We start from the raw sequence: 19,425 nt of genomic DNA on the forward strand, positions 1-19,425 counted from the left end.
GCAGTACACCGACCGGGCGCTGGCCCGGCGGGAGGAGAAAAAGGAGGCGGCCGCGCTGCCCGGGGAGGAGCTAACCCCGGAGCTCCTGGAGATGATGAACGCCTTCTACCACGAGATGGTCGCCCTGTTGGGGAGGCGGACGGCGGAGTTCCACCTGGCGCTCTCCTCGAGAAGCGACGACACCGACTTCCTTGCGGAGCCCTTTACCCTGCTCTACCAGCGCTCCGTGTACCAGTCGATGCGCAGCCGCGCCAAGAAGACCTTCGACCTCTTGCGCAGAAACCTGGAGAGCGTCCCGGAACATCTGCGCGGCGAGGCGGAGGCGGTGCTGGCCCTGGAGCCCGAGATCCTGGGCATCCTGCAGAAGTTCGTGCTCCGCAAGTTCTCCGCCATGAAGACCCGCATCCACGGCGACTACCACCTGGGCCAGCTGCTCTTCACCGGCAACGACTTCATCATCATCGACTTCGAAGGAGAGCCGGTAAAATCGCTGAGCGAGCGGAGGATAAAGCAGTCGCCGCTCAAGGACGTGGCGGGGATGGTACGGTCGCTGTATTACGCGGCCAACGTGGTGCTGATGCAAAGGACCCACGTTCGTGCGGAGGATATCGCCTACCTGTTGCCGTGGGCGCAGGCCTGGTACCGCTACCATGTGAAGATCTTCCTCGACTCCTACATGGAGGGAGTGCAAGGCGCCTGCTTCCTGCCCACCGATCAAGAGGAGATCGACATCATGTTGCAGGCCTTCCTGCTCGACAAGGCGCTCTACGAGCTGGGCTACGAGGTCAACAACCGCCCCGAGTGGCTGTCCATCCCGCTGCGGTCGATCGACGAGCTGGTCGCGGAGGAAAGAAAGAAGGCGAAAGGGGAGGGGTAGGGGAGAGTGGCCGAAGGCGGGGTGAGGGACGCCACGCAGCTCCCTGGAAGCTTCCGAAGCAGTTCGGTTGATAAAGAAAGGAGGTGTGAAAATGAAAGCTTTGCGATGCCTACTGCTGATCTCGACCTTGATCGTGCTGGCGGCGGGAAGCTGCTGGGCCACCGACCAGACCTTCCGCGCGCTCCTCTCCGGCCGGGAAGAGGTGCCTGCGGTGAAGACCCCCGCGACGGGAGTCCTGATCCTCAGGCTCTGGGACCACGTGCTGACCTTCGAGCTGAAGGTGGAGGGGCTGGCCAGTCCCATCGCGGCTTACATCCACAAAGGCAAGCGCGGCGAAAACGGCCCTCCCATCGCCGGTCTCTATGGAGGCCCTGCCAAGGGGGGACACTTCAGCGGAACCTTGGCAGGAGGCGAACTGACCCAGAGGAACCTGCTGGGAGAACTGGCGGGGCAAAAGGTCGCCGACCTGGTCAGGCTGATCCAGTCAGGCAATGCCTATGTGAACGTGGGGAGCGAGACCTTCCCGGCCGGCGAGATCAGGGGACAGATCCAGCCGAGCCAGGGAGCCCCGCTCACCTTGAGCCCTTCCCCCGATACGGTGCGGGCGGGCGAGTAGCCTATTTCCGCTTCCAGAACTGCCACCAGTGCGCCTTCGACTCCTTCTCTCCCTCCACCTTTTCCCCCGGTTCCTTTCCCTCCTCGGAGCTGTGCTCGATCACTGAATTGATCACGGCTCCGGTGAGGATGATAAATCCGCTGAAATACAGCCACAGCAGCAACACGATGACGGCGCCGATGCTTCCGTAGGTCTTGTCGTAGGAACCGAAATTGTTGATGTAGTAGGAAAAGGCCAGCGACATGCCGATCCAGACCGGAATGGCCACCACGGCGCCCGGGCTGATCCATTTCCACTTCTGTTCCACGTCCGGGGTGAGATAGTAGACCACCGCCACCGCCAGGATCAGCAGGAAGAGGATCACCGGCACCAGCAGTATGTCCCAGCTGATCCTGAAGACCTCCCCGAACTGCAGATGCTGCGCGATCAAATCCCCGATCTTGGTGCCGAACATGAGGAGCGCCAAGGCCCCCAGGAACAGCAGGGTGAGGGCGACCACCAGGCCAACGGCAACCAGCCTGACCTTCCAGAAGGGGCGGCCCTCCTTCACCTCGTACAGCTTGTTCATGGCGTCCATGATGGAGACCATGGCGTTGGATGAAGACCAGAGGGAAAGGGCGATCCCCAGGGAGAGCAGACCCTGCTGCTTGTTCATGAACAAGTTGCGGATGTTGTCCTTGATCATGTTGAACACCTCACCCGGCATCATCTGGGCGGCGCTGTTCAGGAGGTACTCCAGCAGGTGCGGAATTGGCAGGTAGCCGATCAGGGTAGTTAGGAAGAGCAGGAAGGGAAAAAGAGCGAAGAGGAAGTAGTAGGCCATGGCGGCCGCGTGCTCGGAGCAGTCGTCGTCCACGATCTTATGGTAGGCTCGCTTGCCCAGTTCCAGATAACCAGTGGAGCCCAATTTGAAGTAGTTTCGCATAGAGAACATCCAGATCACACTCCTCAGGGCGGGCAGTTCCCGCACGGTTGCTTTCTGCATCTCTCACTGTTGATACTCCCCAATACTCCCCGATCTCAAGCTACCTCATTCTCCCATCGAGATTGTCCCTTTGTCAAACCGCCGGTAGCTACAGGCTGAGAGCGGGCGCTCGCTGACTGCAAGGCCTCAATTTCATGGTCCTTATACTCAAAGCAAATTTAAAATACTCTAATTGACAACAGCTGGAGGGTGGCTAGTATTAATTTTGATTAAATTTATGAGAGGTGTGAGGATACAAAAATTCTTTAAAAAGGAGGGTGTCCCATGAAGAAGATAACCGTCTGCATCACTATGTTAGTCCTCGCCTTGCTGGCCACCGCCAGCATGGCCCTGGCAGGTGAGAGAGCCGGGGCCGTCTCCATCTCACCCTACGTCGGGGGCTATGTCTTCGATGAACACGACCGAAACGGCCAAGGGGCACTCACCCACAACAAGCCGGTCTACGGCCTGCGGATCGGCTACGACTTCACCGACTACTTCGGCGCGGAGCTGGTGGGGAACTACATCCGCGCGGAGTACGCCAGGAGCGAGCAGCGTTTCAACGCCTGGAACTACCGGATTGACCTGCTCTGCAACCTCACCCCCCATTCGGCCCTGGTCCCCTACATCGCGGTGGGCGGTGGTGGCATGTCGATCGAGTACCCCCGCAAGAGTGCCACCGATGGCACCTTCAACGCCGGGGTTGGGCTGAAGATGTTCATGGGTGACATGGTGGCCCTCAGGTTGGACGGACGGCACATCTTCGATTTCAGCTATAAGACGCTGCACGACTGGGAATACTCGCTGGGGCTGAGCTTTGTGCTGGGCGGACGGAAAGCGGCCGCCACGGCAGCTGCGGCGCCGGTGGTTGCGCCGGCCCCGCCGCCGGCACCGGAACCGACGCCGGGTCATTACAAGTACTGCGTCACCATGCACGTGGAGTTCGACATCGACCGCGCGGTGGTGCGGCCGGAGTACCGGGACGAGATCGCCAAGGTCGGTGAGTTCATGAGGAAATACCCAACCACCACCGCGGTAATCGAGGGGCACACCGACAACGTGGGGAGCTACGAGCACAACATGGAACTATCCCAGCGCCGTGCCGAGGCGGTTATGAACTACCTGGTCGGGAAATTCGGCATCGATGCTGGCCGCCTGACGGCCAAGGGGTATGGCTATACCAGGCCGATCGCCGACAACACCACCGACGAAGGGAGGCAGAAGAACCGCCGCATCGAGGCGATCATCGACTGCGCCTTCGACGTGAAGCAGATCCAGCCGCCGGAGAGACTCTGCATGAGCCTGGTAATCGACTTCGATTCCGGTAGTGCCGGGATCAAGCCGGAGTACCGCGGGGAGATTGCCAAGGTGGCCGACTACATGAAGAAGTACCCGACCACCACCGCAGTGATCGAGGGGCACACCGACAACGTGGGAAGCTACGAGGAAAACATGAAGCTCTCCCAGCAGCGTGCCCAAAACGTGGTGGACTACCTGGTCAACGAGCTCGGCATCGACCGTTCCCGGCTGAGCGCCAAGGGATACGGCTACACCCGCAGCATCGCCTACAACGACACTCCTGAGGGGAGACAGAAGAACCGCAGGATCAACGCGGTGATCGACTGCGTGGTGAACAGGTAGGGGCCGGAACCATCAATTGAGATGATAAGCAAAAGGAGATAGCCCATTGGAGTAGATAGCCCATTGGTGCTATCTCCTTTTTTTATCCCACTACGGCGAGATAAGGAAACCTCTGATGACGTCTGGAGTGGGAGTCACGGAAATTGGCAGTCGTGATCAACGAGATGCTAGCTCATTACATGCAATGAGAGAGGGGGCCAGCGCCTTTCACTGTTCGTTGTTCAGTGCGATGACTTTGTCACTGGGTTTGGTGAGAAAGGAGGGCGCGGCGGCAGAGCTGCTCTCCTTGCCGGTATGCAGGGAATTTCCCCCGGGGGGGACTGGGGCGGGGAGCAAGCGCGCGGCAAGCGAGGTGCCGAAGGCGGTGATACCGGGGAAGAGTGCGTTGACCAGGTGAAGGAGATAGGCGGGGAAGGTAATGATAAGGCGCGGGTCGCCAAAGCGGCAGGCATCGACGATTCTCCGGGCAGCTCTCGATGCAGAGGTAGAAACCAGCGGGTTGGCGCCGGAAATGGCAAACCAGGCGAACTCCTTGCGGTGCTGCCCCTTGAAGAACGCATTTACATGCGAGCCGGTCCTCATCAGGCCGGGGATAACGGTAGTGACCCGGATGCCGTCTTTGGCAAGTTCGGCGCGGAAGCCATCGGAGAGGCCGGTGAGGGCGAACTTCCCCATGGAGTAGGCGAGCAGGTGCGGCACGGCCACGATCCCACCGATGGAGGAGATGTTGACGATGCGCCCCGTCTTCCTGCCTTTCAGGTGGGGAACGACTGCACGTATGAGGTGAAGCGGCCCCCAGGCGTGGGTGTCCACCGATTCCTGGAAGTCGTCCAGGTCGAGGTTCTCGAAGGGGGCCACCTCGATGACACCGGCATTGTTGATCAGCACATCGATTGCCCCGCGCTTCTCGATGATGGCGCCAACAGCCTCCTCGACCGCCTGACGGTTGCGCACGTCACAGGCGATGGCAACCACATCCGCGCCAGATGGTCTCAGCTGGTCGGTCGCGCGGTCTAGCTCATCGGGGTCCCGCGCCAGCAGGGTCAGCTTCGCCCCTTCCGCGGCGAAGTGACGGGCGATCTCAAGGCCGAGGCCGCGCGAGCCGCCCGTGATCACCACGGAGAGCCCCTGGAAGTCGATGCGACGAAGCCTGCGGCTGATAGCGCAGGCAAGCGCGACGCCGGCCGCCCCTGCCGCCAGGAAAGGAATGATGCCGCCTCGCGCTGTGCCGCGGTCAGTTGTTCTCATGTGAACCTCCAGAGAGCGAGGTGGCAACCTCAGCTTTAAACTCAGCTATATACCGCCGGTCCGACAGCTCCTCCTCCCGAAGGGGGGAGGCTGGGAGGGGGGAACACTGCCAGAGTGCGACAGCGCTCCCCCTCCCTGACCCTCCCCCTCCGGGAGAGGGGATGTCGGATGTGGGACATGGGCGGTGTTAGGCGCCTGGTTATACCGCAGTTAGCGTCAGGCGCCGACGATGGTGCCGCCGTTGGGATGGAGTATTTGCCCGGTCATGTAGGAGCCACCTTCGGAGGCGAGGAAGACGTAGCTGTGAGCAACCTCGACCGGTTGCCCCGCACGCTTCAGCAGGACGTTCTTTCCGAACTCCTCCACCTTTTCTTCCGGGAAGGTGGCGGGGATGAGCGGCGTCCAGATCGGCCCGGGGGCCACCGCGTTGACCAGGATCCCCTTATCCCCCAGGGCGAGGGCCAGCGAGCGGGTGAAGGCGACGATCGCCCCTTTGGTGGAAGAGTAGTCGAGCAGCTTCGGGTTTCCCTTGAAGGCGGTGACCGAGGTGGTGTTGATGATGCGCGCGCCCTCGCGCAGGTGCTTCAGGGCAGCCTTTACCATGAAAAAGTAGGAGAAGATGTTGGTCCGGAAGGTGCGCTCCAACTGCTCCGCCGAAATCTCCTCGATGCTCTCCAGGTAGTGCTGCTCGGCGGCGTTGTTGACCAGCAGGTCCAGCCTCCCGAAGGCCCCCACCGTTTTCTCCACGATCTCCCGGCAGAACTGCTCCCTTCCCACGTCGCCGCGGAAGGCAAGGCAGCGCACCCCTTCCTTTTCCACCATGTCGCGTGTTTCCTTGGCGTCCTGGTCTTCCTCCAGGTAGGCGAAGGCGACGTTGGCTCCTTCGCGCGCGAAGGCGAGGGCCACCGCCCTGCCGATCCCGCTGTCGCCGCCGGTGATCAGCGCCGCCTTCCCCTTCAGCTTGGCTGAACCATGGTACTCGAACTCCCCGCTGGCAGGCCTGGGAGCCATCTGCGTCTCCTTGCCGGGCTGGCTCTGGCGCTGCGCCGGGAAAGCTTTCCCTTTCTCGCTTGGCATCGGCTCCCTCCTTAGCGTTGGTACTCGGCCTGGCGCGGTCTCATCACGATCTTGATGCAGCCGGTCTGCTTGCGCTTGAACATCTCGTAGGCGGCGGGAGCCTCGTCCAACGGGATGCGGTGGCTGATGATGAAGGTGGAGTCGATGTCACCCTTTTCGATCAGCTCCAGGAGCGGCGGGATGTGTTTCTGCACGTGGGTCTGCCCCGCGTGCAGGGTGAGACCTTTGGCAAAGACGGCACCCATGGGCATCTTGTCGATCAGGCCGCCGTAGACGCCGGGTATCGAGACGGTGCCACCCTTGCGGCAGGCCATGATCAGCTGCCTCAGCGCGCCAGGACGGTCCATCTCCAGCCGCAGGGTCTGCTTGACGGCGTCGTAGGCCCCTTCCAGGCCGGTGGAGTGGGCCTCCATGCCGACCGCGTCGATGCAGGAATCGGGACCGCGGCCGCCGGTCATGTTGTGCAGTTGCTCGGCGACGCTCCCCTCCTCGTAGTTGATGATCTCGGCCCCGCAATGGTTCTGGGCCATGGCCAGCCGGTCCGGGAAACGGTCGATGCCGATCACCTTGCCGGCGCCCAGCTGGCTGGCGCACTTCATCGCCAGCAGGCCAACCGGACCGCACCCCCACACCGCCACCGTGTCCCCCTGTTCGATGTGGCAGTTGAGGGCGGCCTGGTAGCCGGTCGGCAGGACATCGGTGCAGAAGATCACCTGCTCGTCGGAGAGCCCCTCCGGGATCTTCTTGGGGCCGATGTCGGCGTACGGCACCCTCACGAACTCAGCCTGGCCGCCGGCATAGCCGCCGTAGAGGTGGGAGTAGCCGAAGATGCCGGCACCGGTGTCGCCGTAGAGCTTCTCCGGCATGAAGGAGTTGGGGTTCGAGTTGTCGCAGAGCGACCACATCTCCTTCTTGCAGTACCAGCATTGGCCGCAGGCGATTGGGAAGGGGACGATGACCCGGTCCCCGACCGAAAGATTGCTGACCTTGGAGCCGACCTCCACGACCTCGCCGACGAACTCGTGGCCGAGGATGTCCCCGGACTTCATGGTCGGGATCAGTCCGTCGTAGAGGTGGAGGTCCGAGCCGCAGATGGCGGTGAGGGTGACCCGGACGATGGCGTCTTGGGGGTTCAGGATCTGCGGGTCGGGTACCGTCTCCACCCGCACGTCGTGCTTTCCATGCCATACCACTGCCTTCATATCTCCTCCTTAGGGCGGCCCGGAATCCGGCCGCGCGGGTCTCTGTTGTCGTTTTGATGTTGCACCAACTCCATCCCCCTCCGCCAGCTCCCCCTCTCCCCACGGGAGAGGGTCGGGGTGAGGGAACTATCCACGAAGATACGAGGCTCCCCTCACCCCTCCCCCGCCGGGGGAGGGAGCGTTCTGAGAGTCGGGGAGCGTGGAGTAGTAGGAGTCCCCTCAGCGGACAGTTGTGGCTTGAGTTGGTTGGTTAGTGGAAGGTCCTCTCAGCGGTAGCGACCTCTCCGGTCTCCAGTAGCTGCTTCAACCGCTTGAGGTCCTCTTCGAGCTGCTGGGCGTTGATGGCGCGCATCAGCTTGGCGGTAACCTTGCCGGCGGCGCCGCCGGGCGGGTAGTAGTCGACGATGACCTTGAGCTCGGTGCCGCGGTCGCCGGGGGCGTCGCTGAACTGCACCACCCCCTGGTTGGGAAGCTCCGCCTCACCGGTGGAGCGCCAGCTGATCTCGCGTCCGGGCTGCTCGTCGGTGCTCTCCGCATCCCACTCCACCGTCATGCCAGCCGCACGGGCCTTCCAGTGGGAGGTCCGCTCGCCGGTCATCTGGACAGAATCGAGGTGATGCATGAAGCGGGGGAGGTTTTCCAGCTGGTGCCAGAAGTCGTACACCTGTTGGCGGGGACGGTTGATGGTGATCACCTTTTCGATGCGGAGGCCCCCTTCGGAGTGCGCGGTATCCACCCCCATGGCATGGTAGGCCTCGCAGTGGCCGGTCTTGCCCCGGTAGAAGACCAGCCCTCCCGCGGCCATCATGGCGAGGCCGGGGAGGTAGTGCTTCCTGGTCAGTGAACGGAGACCGGAGAGGGCAAGGGCTGCGCCGCCCACCATGGAGGCTTTGCGCTCGGCTTCACCTACGTTGATCCGCTGATGTTTCGATTCCTGCTTCTGCTGAACCGTCTCAGACTGGGTGCTTTCCATGCGATCTCCTCCTCGCTGTAAATTAAAAATACATAATAAGCTAACACGGGAGATGCGGATTGCAACAAAGGGAGAGGTCAGCTGAAGGATGTAGTGGGCAGGAGGTAAGACGAGTGTTGCGGGAGCGGGTGGAGTGGCGGTCAGCGGTAGAGGGGGAGCGGGCGGCAGGGAGGGGGGAATCTCCCCTCTCTGCCGGCCATTGCGTCAGGCTGCTTCCTTTCTCTTCTGCTTCAGGCTCTCCTTGAGCAGGGCCATCATGTCGGTCACCTTGCTGGGCTGCGGCGCCTTCCCTGCTGCCTTGGGCTGCAGGCCCTGCGCCTTTTCGTCGATGATCCTTCTCAAGTCCTCGATGTACTCGTCGTGGTACTTGGCCGGGTCGAACTTGACGGTCAGCTGGTCGATCAGGGAGAGCGCCAGGGTGATCTCCTGTTCGCGCAGGTTCTCGTTGGTGGGGAGCTTCAGCTCGACCGGGCTCCTCACCTCGTCCTTGTACCTCATCTGGTTCAATACCAGCATGTCGTCGAGCGCCTTCACGATGCCGAGGGCGCCCCGGTTGCGCAGCACATAGCTGGCGACCCCGACCTTGCCCGACCTCTTGAGCGCCTCCCTCAAGAGCGCGTACGCCTTGGCCCCCGACTTGTCAGGCTCCAGGTAGTACGGCTTCTCGAAGTAGCGGGTATCTATCTCCGTCTCGTCGACAAAGTCGATGATGTCGATGAGATGGGTCTTCTCCAGACTGGCGTTCTCGAAGTCCTTGTCGGTGAGGACGACGTACTCACCATCCCCGTACTCGAAACCCTTCACGATCTCGTCGTAGGGGACTTCCTTGTTATCCCTCTTGCACACCCTCATGTAGCCGATCGGGCAGAGGTCGCTCTTGCGCAGCATGTCCAGATCGAGGGAATTGCTTTCGGAACCGCTGAAGAGCTTGACGGGTATATTGACCAGGCCAAAGCTGATGGAACCGGACCAGATCGCTCTCATACGCTAACCTCCATTTTAATGCTGCAGCTCCACGAGAATTTTACCATAATAGGAGTTGCCACAGGGACTGTTGAGAGGGGAGGCGGGAGCCTTCTTCTGTCCCGGAAAATGCCGCAGCTTCAGCTGCTTTTGGAGGAAACCGAAGCCAACAGATCATGCCGGGCTCACATTGACAAAAGCCGCTGACAGTTTAGATTGTTTGGATTGGCTAATGTTGGAGCATTGACAGTTAGCCACCGTAACTAGCGGAGATGACCATGGCTGACGAAAAACAGGAGACTGCCGCTCCTCCACGGAGAAGGTTGCCGGTCCCCAAGCCCTTACTCTGGGTGCTCGGTATCCTCGCCTCCCTCGCGCTCATCCTCTACATAGCCTCCTACTTCATCGACGAACCGCTGAGAAAGATCACCGAACAGAAGGTCAACCGGGACCTCAAGGGATACTCGGTCAAGATCCCGGAACTGCACCTGCAGCTGATCGGTCTTTCCCTCACCATCAAGGGGCTCACCGTCATCCAGCAGGCCCACCCCGATCCGCCGGTGGCCTATTTCCCCTACTTGAAGGCGAGCGTCCACTGGCGCGAGATCCTCTCCGGCAAGGTGGTGGGAGAGCTGGACATCGACAAGCCCAGGCTCAACATAAACCTCCCCCAGCTGGAGGCTGAGGTGGCGAGCAAGGTGCCGATGAAGAAGAAAGGATGGCAGCAGGCGGTGGAGGACATCTACCCCTTGAAGATCAACCTCCTGAAGATATCTGAGGCCAACATCACCTACATCGACCAGGACCCCAAGCGGCCGCTGGTGTTGAGTCACCTGAACATCTCGGCCGACAACATCCGCAACATCCACCTCCCCGACAGGGTCTTCCCCTCGCCGTTCCACCTGGACACCAACATCTTCGGCAAGGGGGAAGGGGTGATCGACGGCAAGGCGAACTTCCTGGCCGAGCCGACCCCCGCCGTCAACGCCAAGATCAAGCTGGACAAGGTCCCCCTCGACTACTTCAAGCCGGTGCTGGCCCGCGCGAACGTGGAAATCGCGGGAGGCTCGCTGCGCGCGAGGGGTGACGTCATCTACACCCCCAAGGAGGAGGTGGCACACCTGAAGGAAGTGGTGATCAGCGGCCTCAACCTGCAGTACGTCCACTCCGACAAGACCATCGCCGCCGAGAAGAAGCGGGGGCAGGCGGTTGCCAAAACGGCCAAGAAGGTGAGCAACAAGCCGGAGGTGCAGATCCAGGTCGACAACTTCGAGCTTGCCAAGTGCAACCTGGGCATGCTGAACGACACCGGCGGCAAGCGCTACCGGGTCTTCCTCTCCGACGCCGACTTCCAGCTCACCAACTTCTCCAACCAGTTCTCGAAGGGGCCGGCCAAGATGAGGCTGAACGGCAGGTTCATGGGGAGCGGTGCCACCACCGCGACCGGCGACTTCCGCGCCGAGAAGAACGCGCCGGACTTCGACCTCTTCCTGAAGATAGACAACACCCAGCTCACCGCCATGAACGACCTGCTGAGGGCCTACGGCAACTTCGACGTGGCGGCGGGGACCTTCTCGCTGGTGACCGAGCTGCATGCGAAGCACAACCAGCTGACCGGCTACATCAAGCCGTTCTTCAAGGACATGAAGGTCTACGACAAGAGGAAGGACAAGGACAAGAGCCTGTTCCACAAGGTATACGAGATGCTGATCGGCGGCGTGGCCAAGCTATTGGAGAACAGGCCGCGCGAGCAGGTGGCGACCAAGGCGGACATCTCCGGGTCGCTCAAGAGCCCGCAGACCAGCACCTGGCAGATCATCGTGCAACTGGTCAGGAACGCCTTCATCAAGGCGATCCTGCCGACCTTCGAGCACCAGGTGCGGACCGGTAAGCCTTGAGGCGCGGCAAGGCCAGGGCGTATAATGGAGCTAGGCCGGTGACGGCCGATTCGGCCGGGGTGGCGGTGCCCAACGCTTTGGCTGCCAGAGCGGGAAAGGAGTGGGGCAAAGCGAATTGAGGTTGTCATGGCGGCGCCGACCAGGCCGCCAACCACGACACCCGGCAAGGGAGGAAGGCCATGGAACTACTGCTCTTCATCATCTTGATTCTGTTGCTGGTGGGAGCCCTTCCCACCTGGCCCTACAGTTCACGGTGGGGATACTATCCAAGCGGCGGGATCGGGTTATTACTGCTGCTCCTGCTCATCCTGGCACTGATGGGAGTCCTCTAGGGCCTCGCGCTTCCGGCAGACCGTGCAATGATCACCTGGCCGCATAGCTGGCAGGCATGAGGAGGCAAGGGGGTCGGAAATGGCGAAATACGGGAAAAAGGCGCAGGAAACCGTGAGAGAAGTGATGGATAAATTCAAGAAGGGGGAACTGAAAAGCGGAGGGAGCGGCAAGAAGGTAACCGACCGCAAACAGGCGGTCGCCATAGGGCTCTCCGAAGCCCGGGAAAAAGGCGCCAAGGTGCCGGAACCTCCCAAGAAATAGAGGGGAAAGCACCGGAACTCAGAAGGACGGACCGCAAGCAACATGGTGAAAGGAGGCTAAGATGGCAAAGAATATAGCGGTATTCGGCATCTATCGCAGCCGCCAGAGCGTGGAGGAGGCGGTACAGGCATTGAGGAACGCGGATTTCCGCAACACCGACCTCTCCGTGCTCTTCTCGGAAAATGCGGGGACCAAGGACTTCGCCCATGAAAAACACACCAAGGTTCCCGAAGGATCCTCGGCAGGGGCGGGCACCGGCGCGGTGATCGGCGGCGTGCTCGGCTGGCTGACCGGCATCGGGGCTCTGGCCATTCCTGGGGTAGGCCCCTTCATCGCAGCCGGACCGATCGTGTCACTGCTGGCAGGAGTGGGGGCCGGAGGCGTGGTGGGTGGCCTCGCCGGCGCACTGGTCGGCATGGGCATCCCTGAGTACGAGGCCAAACGGTACGAAGGTCGCATCAAAGAGGGTGGCATCCTCCTCTCCGTGCATTGCGACAACGCGGAGTGGAAAAAACGGGCCCTCGACATCCTGAAACAGACCGGCGCCGGCGACATTGGCACCGAGGGCGAAGCCAGGGCCGACTTCGCAAGCTCCGACAAGCCCAGGCCCAGAAGCTGAGCCATCATCACCCGAGCCACCAGTAGAGCACTGACCAACACTCGAATTCGTTTGCAGCAGGATGCATCATCCCCCACGCAAAGGAGAGCACATCTATGCCGACACACGAAACAACGAGCCACACGAGCAGTGCCGAGAGAAACATCTTCGATCTCTTGAAGCAGGACCACGAGAAGGTACGCTACCTCTTCGACCGGATCGAAAAGAGCGGCAGGAAGGCGACCGCCAGCCTGGAGAAGCTCTTCGCGGAGCTCGAGGAGGACCTGGAGATACACATGGACGGCGAGGAGCGCTTCTTCTACCCCGCTCTGGAACAGCACGAGGAGGCGCGCGACCAGGTCCTCGAATCCTACGAGGAGCACATGGTCGCCAAGACCATGCTGGGCACCTTCAAGAGCCTTGCCGTCGACGATGAGCGCTGGTCCGCCAAGCTGAAGGTGCTGGCCACCATGGTCGAGCACCACCTGAAGGAAGAGGAAACGGAGGTCTTCAAGGTGGCCAGGAAGGTGCTGGAGAGAAACCAGACCCTGGAGATGGCGGTACAGTTCATGCGGCACAAGCGCGAGGGGCGCAGACCCTCGCGGGGTGCCTCCGTGGCGGAGTAGGGGATGGTAAGGCAGGAAAACGGCACCGGGAGGAAGCGTGGACGAGCCTTCCCAAAGGAAGGGGAGCCCCGCTCCACCCGGTGCTCCTTTTTGTGATCCGGGACTGGCAAGAGTTTCAGTTGGCGCGGCCCTCCTGAAGGAGAACGCTATGCCAAAAAACAAATCGGTGCAAAAAGGGGTCGGCAAACAGCAACAGCGCCCCGGGACCGAACAGGTCCGTAGCGGAATGCAGATCCAGAAAGATGAAGGCGAGCAGCTCCAACAGCCGAAGTCCGGTGGCCAACTGAAGCATCAGCAGCAGGGAAAAAGCGGTAGGAAATAACGACAGCGGCAGTTAAACCACACGGAGGGTCGCGCCTAAACGGAAGCCTTCCCGTCCCGTGCCATGAAGTGGAGGGAGCAACCAGCAGTACCGCGTCGAGCATGCGTGGGTTCAAAAGAAATGGCTGCGGCAAGTCGTGACGACAGTGCCGCAGCCTTTTTTCGTTGTGCAGAGGGAACCTATTCCCCCCCCATTGCTGGTTGTGGCGACAGCTCTTGCTAGCTGGGCGGCTGGCTCAAGGTCTCCTTGATCAGCTTCAGGCTGGCAGCAAAATCGATCGGCTTGGAGATGTAGGCATCCATGCCCGCCTCGAGGCAGCGCTGCTGGTCCTCCTGCAAGGCGTGAGCGGTCATGGCGATGATGGGGATGTGACCTCCGGTCGACCCTTCCTTGTCCCGGATGATGCCGGTCGCCTCGAAGCCGTTCAGAAGGGGCATCTGCACGTCCATCAGGATGAGCTGGTAGTCCCCCGCCTCCCACATCTCGACCGCCTTCAGCCCGTTCTCGGCCAGTTCCACTTGGTAGTTGTAGCGCCTGAGCATGGTGAGCAGCGTGGTGCCGATGGTAGGGTCGTCTTCGACCAGCAAAAGGCGCGGCCGTCCGGGAAGGTCTGTCACCGGTGCCACCGGCTGTTGGCCGAGCGCTTCCTGGCGCTCCTTCGGGACAATCCTCGCAGCATTGAGCGGTACGGTAAAGGTGAACGTGCTACCCCTCCCCTCCTCGCTGGTGAATCTGATGGTCCCCCCCATCCGTTCCACGATCTCCCTGCTGATGGCAAGCCCCAGGCCGGTGCCGCCGTAGCGGCGGGAATGGGATTCGTCGACCTGGCTGAACTCGCGGAACAGGAGGTGTTGCTTGGCCTCCGGGATGCCGATGCCGGTGTCGGTGATGGAGAAGCTGACCAGGTAGGGAGCGCCGGAGGCGGCGCTGGCGGCAGCGACCTTGATCTCGACCTTCCCTTTCGCCGTGAATTTGACCGCGTTGCCGGCCAGATTGGTGAGCACCTGGCTGATCCTGGTCTGGTCGCCGCTCACCACATCCGGCAGGTCGTCCGCCACCCGGGTCGACAGCAGGATTCCCTTGCTCCTGGCGGCAGGGAGCAGCACGTCGAAGGTCTCCTTCACGCAATTGCGCAGTGAGAACGGCTTCTCCTCGAAGAGCAGCTTCCCGGCCTCGATCTTGGTCATGTCCAGGATGTCGTTGAGGATGCGGACCAGCGAGTGGGCGGCCTTATGCGCGGTGACGATGCAGTCGCGCTGCCCGGGCGGAACCTCCTCCATCAGCACCAGATCCAGCATGCCGATCACCCCGGTCATCGGGGTGCGCAGCTCGTGGCTCATGTTGGCCAGGAACTGGCTCTTGGCCCGGGTAGCGGCGTCGGCTTTCTCCTTGGCCTTGACCAGCTCCCCCTCCGCCTGCTTGCGCTCCATGGCGATGGCCACCTGGTCGGTCACCGCCTTCATCAGCGCCAGGTCCTCTTCGGAAAAGGCCGTCCTGCTGCGGGTACCGAAGGAGAGGGTGCCCAAAAGGCCGCCGTGCGACATCAGGGGGTGGCAGGCGTAGGCCTGGATGCCGTAGGACTCGACCAGCTCGGTGCGCGGGTCGACGGTGTGGAAGATGTCTTCTGCCACGATGCGGCAGGCGTCCCTGGCAACGCAGCCGCAGACGGCGACCCCGTAGTCCAGCCACTCGATCTTCTCCCGCTCCTCCTCCGGGATGCCGGCGCAGGCGTTCAGGCGCAGGCAGTCGGTCTCCTCGTTGACCAGGAAATTGAAGAAACAGTGGCAGTCCAGGAATTCCATCACCTTGCGGCAGAGCTCTTCGACGATCTCCTGAGGCGAGTCGCTCGCCAAAAGCTCCGCGGCGGTCCCCGCCAGCAGATCGAGGCGCTCAGCCGTCCTCTTGAGCTGGGCGCTCACCTCTTCCGTTCGCCGCTGGGCGATCACGGCGTCCTCCATCATGCTGAGAGCGGCGCTGCGGGACTGCCGCATGGTGATGTTGACGCTTTCCAGGAGGGCGCTCCGCTCGGCCAGTGCGGCCGCGGCTTCCTTCTGCTCGGTGATGTCGATGTTGACGCCGCTTAGCTGGAGCGCTTTGCCGGCGGCGTCATTGAAGACCTGGAAGCGGCCGGCGATCCAGCGGGTCACCCCGTCGGGCCTCACGATCCGCCACTCGCCTGCCACCGGCTCCGAGCTGGCGAAGGCCTGCTCTACCAGCGCCACCGCCGCTTGACGGTCTTCCGGGTGCACGAGCTGCTCCCAGGCCGGCTGCGTCTTCCCGAAGGAGCCCGTTTCCAGGCCGTACATCGCCTCCAGCTCCGGGCTCCAGCGGTTGACGTTGGACTGCACGTTCCACTCGAAGACCCCGATGCCGGCCGCCTGCTGGGCCAGGCGGTAGCGCTTCTCGCTCTCGGCCAGCTCCTCGTTGATGCTGATCAGTTCTTCCCGGTGGCTCAGTTCGCGCAGCCGCGCGGAACGCTGCATGCCGGCGAGCAGACTGACGCCGACGCTGGCCACCACCCAGATGACCTGCCGCATCAGCGACCCGTGGTCCTGGACGTTGAAGTGGCCGAACACGAAGTTGACCAGCAGCAGTGACGCGAAGGTGGAGAGAAGTCCCGGCCCCACCCCGCCCAAGGCGGCGGAGATGACCACAGCCGGATAGAACCCGAGGTAGGGTGCGGGAGCCAGTGCCCAAGGTAGGAGCCAGCGGACCAGCGCCGACAGCGCGGTCGCCCCGACTGCCAGCGAATAGCCGGCCAAGGGGGAAAGCGGGGCCCTTTTGCCTCTCTTCATCTTCCGGTCCATGGCCGAATCCTGATCACCCCTGCCGGCGAAAGTCATGGCTGGTCCTCATCCAGACCCTGCGTGTAGCGCGGAGGCTGCCCGAGTGCTGCGCAGAGTTGGTTCACTTCCTTCTTGATCTGAATGACCCGGAGTTCGCGTCCCACCGAGGCGGTGTTGAAGCGCTCCAGCTCGTCGACCCGCTCCAGCACCTCGGCGGCGGCCTCGAAATGTTGCAGGGCGAGGGAGGCTATCAGCGCCAGCTGTTTCAGGGTGGCCTCGTCCTCGGGGCTGAAGTCACCGCCCTCCCCCTTGTCAGAGACCATGATGATGCCGTTGGCCTTCCCCGCGGCATCGGTGAGCCGTGCCCCCAGCAGGCCACGCAGCGGCACGTGTTTCTCGGGGAGCCCCCACCATGCGCGGTGGGCCCGCAACTCGGCATCCGTCAGCCGCAGGGTTTCCTCCTCGTCGATCAGCTGCAGGTAGACGCCGCCCCGCTGGACGTCGAAGCGCTCCCCGCTTGGACAGGGGAGGGCATCGAGGGCGTGGGAGTCCCCCCCGGTGACAAAGGTGCCCCCGAGGTAGCCGTGCCCGGCAGCGCAGTAGCGGCCGCCGGTAAGGGTGCGGGCCGCCTCGGCCACCGTGTTGAGCAGCCCATCCATGGTAGTTTGGCCGGTGATGCGGACCGATGCTTCCAGGAGCTCTTCCCGGCGGGCCAGCATCCTCTTGGTCGCCTGTTCCGCGCGCTTCCTGAGGAAGGCCTCCATGACCGCCGGGGTAATCGCCTCCACAAGGTGCAGTTCCTCCGTCCGGTATCCCCCGGGACGGTTGCCGACCGCGATCATGCCGACCACGTCTCCCCGGTTGGTGAGCGGCATACCCAGGAAGGCGGTCAGCGGCGGGTGGCCTGCCGGCATGCCGATGCGGTCGGGATGGGAGGCCGGGTCGTTGCTGAAGAAGCCCTTGCCATCCTTGAGCACCCGGCCGTAGATCCCATGGATCTGGAACGTGCCGGGAGGGCGCCGTTCCCCTTGCCCGTCGTAGAGCTGGCACGCCTCCCAGCCGGGATTGCTGATGGCGATGTCGTGCAGCAGGCCGTCCGCGCGGATCTCCCCGATGAAGCCGAAGCGGCTGCCGGTGATTCTCTCCGCCACCGACAGGCAGATTCCCCCCAGCTCCTCCTCCGACACGCTGGTGAGTGCGGCCTCGAAGATCTCGTTGATCCCCTGCACCACCGCACTCTGCTGGCGGATCTTCTCCTCCTGCCGCTTGCGTTCCGTGATGTCGCGGGCGATCTTGGAGACGCCGATCACCCTCCCGTCGCCGTCTCTGACCGGGGAAACGGTCAGCGAGACCTCGATCTGCCGGCCGTCCTTGGTCAGGCGCCGCGACTCGAAATGGTCCAGCGTCTTCCCGGCGGCGAGCTTTTCCAGGATCTCTTCCTCCTCCTTAAGCAGGTCGTCCGGGATCAGCATGGAGACCGGCCTGCCGACCGCCTCCTCCGCCCGGTAGCCGTACATCCTTTCAGCCCCCGTGTTCCAGGTCAGGATGGTGCCGTCCAGGCTCTTGGCGATGATGGCGTCGTCGGAGGACTGCACGATGGCCGCCAGCCGGGCGTGCGACTCCCCGGTCCGCTTGCGTTCGGTGATGTCGCGCGCCACGTGCACGGTGCCGGTCATCACCCCCTCCCGGTCGAAGAGCGGGGTGGTGGTGACCAGGAAATCGCCCCCCAGGTGTTCCTCGTGGACCTCGACCTGGTGCTCCCGACCGTCGGCCAGGGTCTGCACGTGCGGACAGTGCTCAGGGGGGCACTCCTGCCCGTGGATCGCGAGGTAGCAGGTCTTCCCCACGCAGTCGCGGGGAGACAGCCCCAGTCGCTCGGCCATGGCGCGGTTTGCCCGCACCATCCGGTGGTCGGCGTCCATAATGGCGATCAGGTCCGGCACGCTGTCGAAGGTCCGCTCCCACTCCTCCTTGGCGTGCCGGATCTTCTCCTCGGTCCGTTTGAGCTCGGTGAGGTCGAAGGCGTAGATGCGGGCCAGGTTGAACTGACGGGAGAGGAAGATGGTTTCGCCGTATACCTTGTCCTGGACGACTATCTCGCGGTAGTGGACCGCGTTGCTGGAGCGGTCCCAGCCGTCGATCACTTCAGCCAGGTCGGAGGGAAGGAAGGCGGCCAGGTGCTCGACGGGCAGGCCGACCTCCTCCAGCACCCAGCGGGCGGCGGGGTTCGCGAAGGTGACCCTGCCGGTCAGGTCCGCCTCCAGCACCGGGTTGGGGTTTTGTTCCGGGAAGGAGGCGAGGTGCAGGGTCTCCTGCTCCAGCCGCTTGTGTTCGCTGATGTCCACCAGGGTGACCACTACGCCGTCCAAACCTCCGCTGGCGGTGCGGTAGGGAAGGACAGCCATCAGGTAGGAGCGGCCGTTGCTCACTGCGGCCACTTCTCGTTCCACCGGCTGTTCCCTCTCCAGTACCCGCGCCACGTCGCCGGGGAGGTCCGGCCAGTCGATGGTGCCGGCGAGGTGCCGGAAGGGGCGGCCCACGTCCGCCGGAATGAGGTTGAAGATGACGGCTGCCGCCGGGGTGAAGCGCTTGATGTGCAGCTCCCGGTCCAGGAACAGGGTGGCGATGGCCGAACTGGCCAGCAGGTTCTCCATGTCGCTGTTGGCCTGGTCGAGCTCCTCCACCTTCCCCTGCAGCTCCGCGTTCACCGTGACCAGCTCCTCGTTGAGGGCCTGCAGCTCCTCCCGCGAGGTCTCCAGTTCCTCGTTGGTGGAGTGGAGCTCCTCGTTTGCCGACTGGAACTCCTCGTTGATCGACATCAGCTCCTCGTTGGCCGACATGAAGCCTTCCCGCGAGCTCTCCAGCTGCTCGGTGGTCGCCAGCAGCTGCTCGTGGGTGACCCGCAGCTGCTCCTCGAGCTGCCTGACCAGCGCCTCCCTGGACGCCTCGTCCTCGGGCAGCCTCGGCTCCCCCGCCGGGGGGGCGGGGAGGGTGGGGACCGCCGGCTCCAGCACCACCAGCGCCAGGTTCTCCCCCTGCT

The 19,425-nt window shown here is 62.8% G+C and carries 17 protein-coding genes; 9 read left to right on the forward strand and 8 right to left on the reverse strand.

What is annotated here, in order from left to right:
- Positions 1-877: phosphotransferase (locus VJ604_RS13735; protein WP_324083366.1), on the forward strand; the 877-nt coding region annotated here is incomplete at its 5' end.
- A gap of 91 nt (positions 878-968) precedes the next feature.
- Positions 969-1,493, forward strand: coding sequence for a CHRD domain-containing protein (locus VJ604_RS13740; protein WP_324083368.1), 525 nt, complete (start codon positions 969-971; stop codon positions 1,491-1,493).
- Position 1,494: 1 nt separating this feature from the next.
- Here the strand turns inward: VJ604_RS13740 and VJ604_RS13745 are convergent, their stop codons facing one another.
- The gene (locus VJ604_RS13745) at positions 1,495-2,427 is read right to left on the reverse strand and encodes a YihY/virulence factor BrkB family protein (RefSeq protein WP_324083373.1); all 933 of its coding nucleotides are present in this window, start codon (positions 2,425-2,427) and stop codon (positions 1,495-1,497) included.
- 315 nt (positions 2,428-2,742) lie between these two features.
- Here VJ604_RS13745 and VJ604_RS13750 point away from each other — a divergent pair, with 315 nt between their 5' ends.
- The gene (locus VJ604_RS13750; protein WP_324083375.1) at positions 2,743-4,098 is read left to right on the forward strand and encodes an OmpA family protein; all 1,356 of its coding nucleotides are present in this window, start codon (positions 2,743-2,745) and stop codon (positions 4,096-4,098) included.
- A gap of 207 nt (positions 4,099-4,305) precedes the next feature.
- Here VJ604_RS13750 and VJ604_RS13755 read toward each other — a convergent pair whose 3' ends face one another.
- The 5 genes from VJ604_RS13755 to ku form a co-directional block, all read right to left on the reverse strand.
- On the reverse strand, positions 4,306-5,346 hold the full coding sequence (locus VJ604_RS13755) for an SDR family NAD(P)-dependent oxidoreductase (protein WP_324083378.1): 1,041 nt from the start codon (positions 5,344-5,346) through the stop codon (positions 4,306-4,308).
- A gap of 216 nt (positions 5,347-5,562) precedes the next feature.
- Positions 5,563-6,423 carry an SDR family oxidoreductase gene (locus VJ604_RS13760; RefSeq protein ID WP_324083380.1) on the reverse strand — a complete coding sequence of 287 codons (861 nt, stop codon included), beginning with the start codon at positions 6,421-6,423 and terminating at the stop codon, positions 5,563-5,565.
- Positions 6,424-6,434: 11 nt separating this feature from the next.
- Entirely contained in the window at positions 6,435-7,625 is a 1,191-nt protein-coding gene (locus VJ604_RS13765; protein ID WP_324083382.1) for a zinc-dependent alcohol dehydrogenase, read from the reverse strand.
- 250 nt (positions 7,626-7,875) lie between these two features.
- On the reverse strand, positions 7,876-8,598 hold the full coding sequence (locus VJ604_RS13770; protein WP_324083384.1) for an SRPBCC family protein: 723 nt from the start codon (positions 8,596-8,598) through the stop codon (positions 7,876-7,878).
- Between the two features lie 204 nt (positions 8,599-8,802).
- Positions 8,803-9,582 carry a non-homologous end joining protein Ku gene (gene ku, locus VJ604_RS13775; RefSeq protein WP_324083386.1) on the reverse strand — a complete coding sequence of 260 codons (780 nt, stop codon included), beginning with the start codon at positions 9,580-9,582 and terminating at the stop codon, positions 8,803-8,805.
- A 257-nt stretch (positions 9,583-9,839) separates the two neighbouring features.
- Here ku and VJ604_RS13780 point away from each other — a divergent pair, with 257 nt between their 5' ends.
- The 6 genes from VJ604_RS13780 to VJ604_RS13805 all read left to right on the forward strand — a co-directional run bounded on the left by VJ604_RS13780 (position 9,840) and on the right by VJ604_RS13805 (position 13,599).
- A complete protein-coding gene (locus tag VJ604_RS13780) occupies positions 9,840-11,459 on the forward strand; it encodes a DUF748 domain-containing protein (RefSeq protein ID WP_324083388.1) in 1,620 nt (539 codons plus the stop codon).
- A 179-nt stretch (positions 11,460-11,638) separates the two neighbouring features.
- The gene (locus VJ604_RS13785; protein WP_324083390.1) at positions 11,639-11,791 is read left to right on the forward strand and encodes a DUF3309 family protein; all 153 of its coding nucleotides are present in this window, start codon (positions 11,639-11,641) and stop codon (positions 11,789-11,791) included.
- Positions 11,792-11,870: 79 nt separating this feature from the next.
- Complete coding sequence (locus tag VJ604_RS13790; RefSeq protein WP_324083392.1) at positions 11,871-12,053, forward strand: DUF6496 domain-containing protein; 183 nt, start codon at positions 11,871-11,873, stop codon at positions 12,051-12,053.
- 61 nt (positions 12,054-12,114) lie between these two features.
- A complete protein-coding gene (locus tag VJ604_RS13795; RefSeq protein ID WP_324083393.1) occupies positions 12,115-12,672 on the forward strand; it encodes a quinol:electron acceptor oxidoreductase subunit ActD in 558 nt (185 codons plus the stop codon).
- Positions 12,673-12,767: 95 nt separating this feature from the next.
- A complete protein-coding gene (locus tag VJ604_RS13800) occupies positions 12,768-13,277 on the forward strand; it encodes a hemerythrin domain-containing protein (protein WP_324083395.1) in 510 nt (169 codons plus the stop codon).
- A gap of 148 nt (positions 13,278-13,425) precedes the next feature.
- On the forward strand, positions 13,426-13,599 hold the full coding sequence (locus tag VJ604_RS13805; protein WP_324083398.1) for a hypothetical protein: 174 nt from the start codon (positions 13,426-13,428) through the stop codon (positions 13,597-13,599).
- A 218-nt stretch (positions 13,600-13,817) separates the two neighbouring features.
- Here VJ604_RS13805 and VJ604_RS13810 read toward each other — a convergent pair whose 3' ends face one another.
- Together VJ604_RS13810 and VJ604_RS13815 are read right to left on the reverse strand one after the other, a co-directional pair.
- Positions 13,818-16,442: an ATP-binding protein gene (locus tag VJ604_RS13810; protein WP_324083401.1), complete on the reverse strand. Its 2,625-nt coding sequence runs from the start codon at positions 16,440-16,442 to the stop codon at positions 13,818-13,820.
- The coding region (locus VJ604_RS13815; protein WP_324083402.1) for a PAS domain S-box protein at positions 16,439-19,425 on the reverse strand (2,987 nt) is incomplete at its 5' end. The genes VJ604_RS13810 and VJ604_RS13815, both read right to left, overlap by 4 nt.

Source organism: Geomonas sp. (genome assembly GCF_035254065.1).
GTDB lineage: Bacteria > Desulfobacterota > Desulfuromonadia > Geobacterales > Geobacteraceae > Geomonas.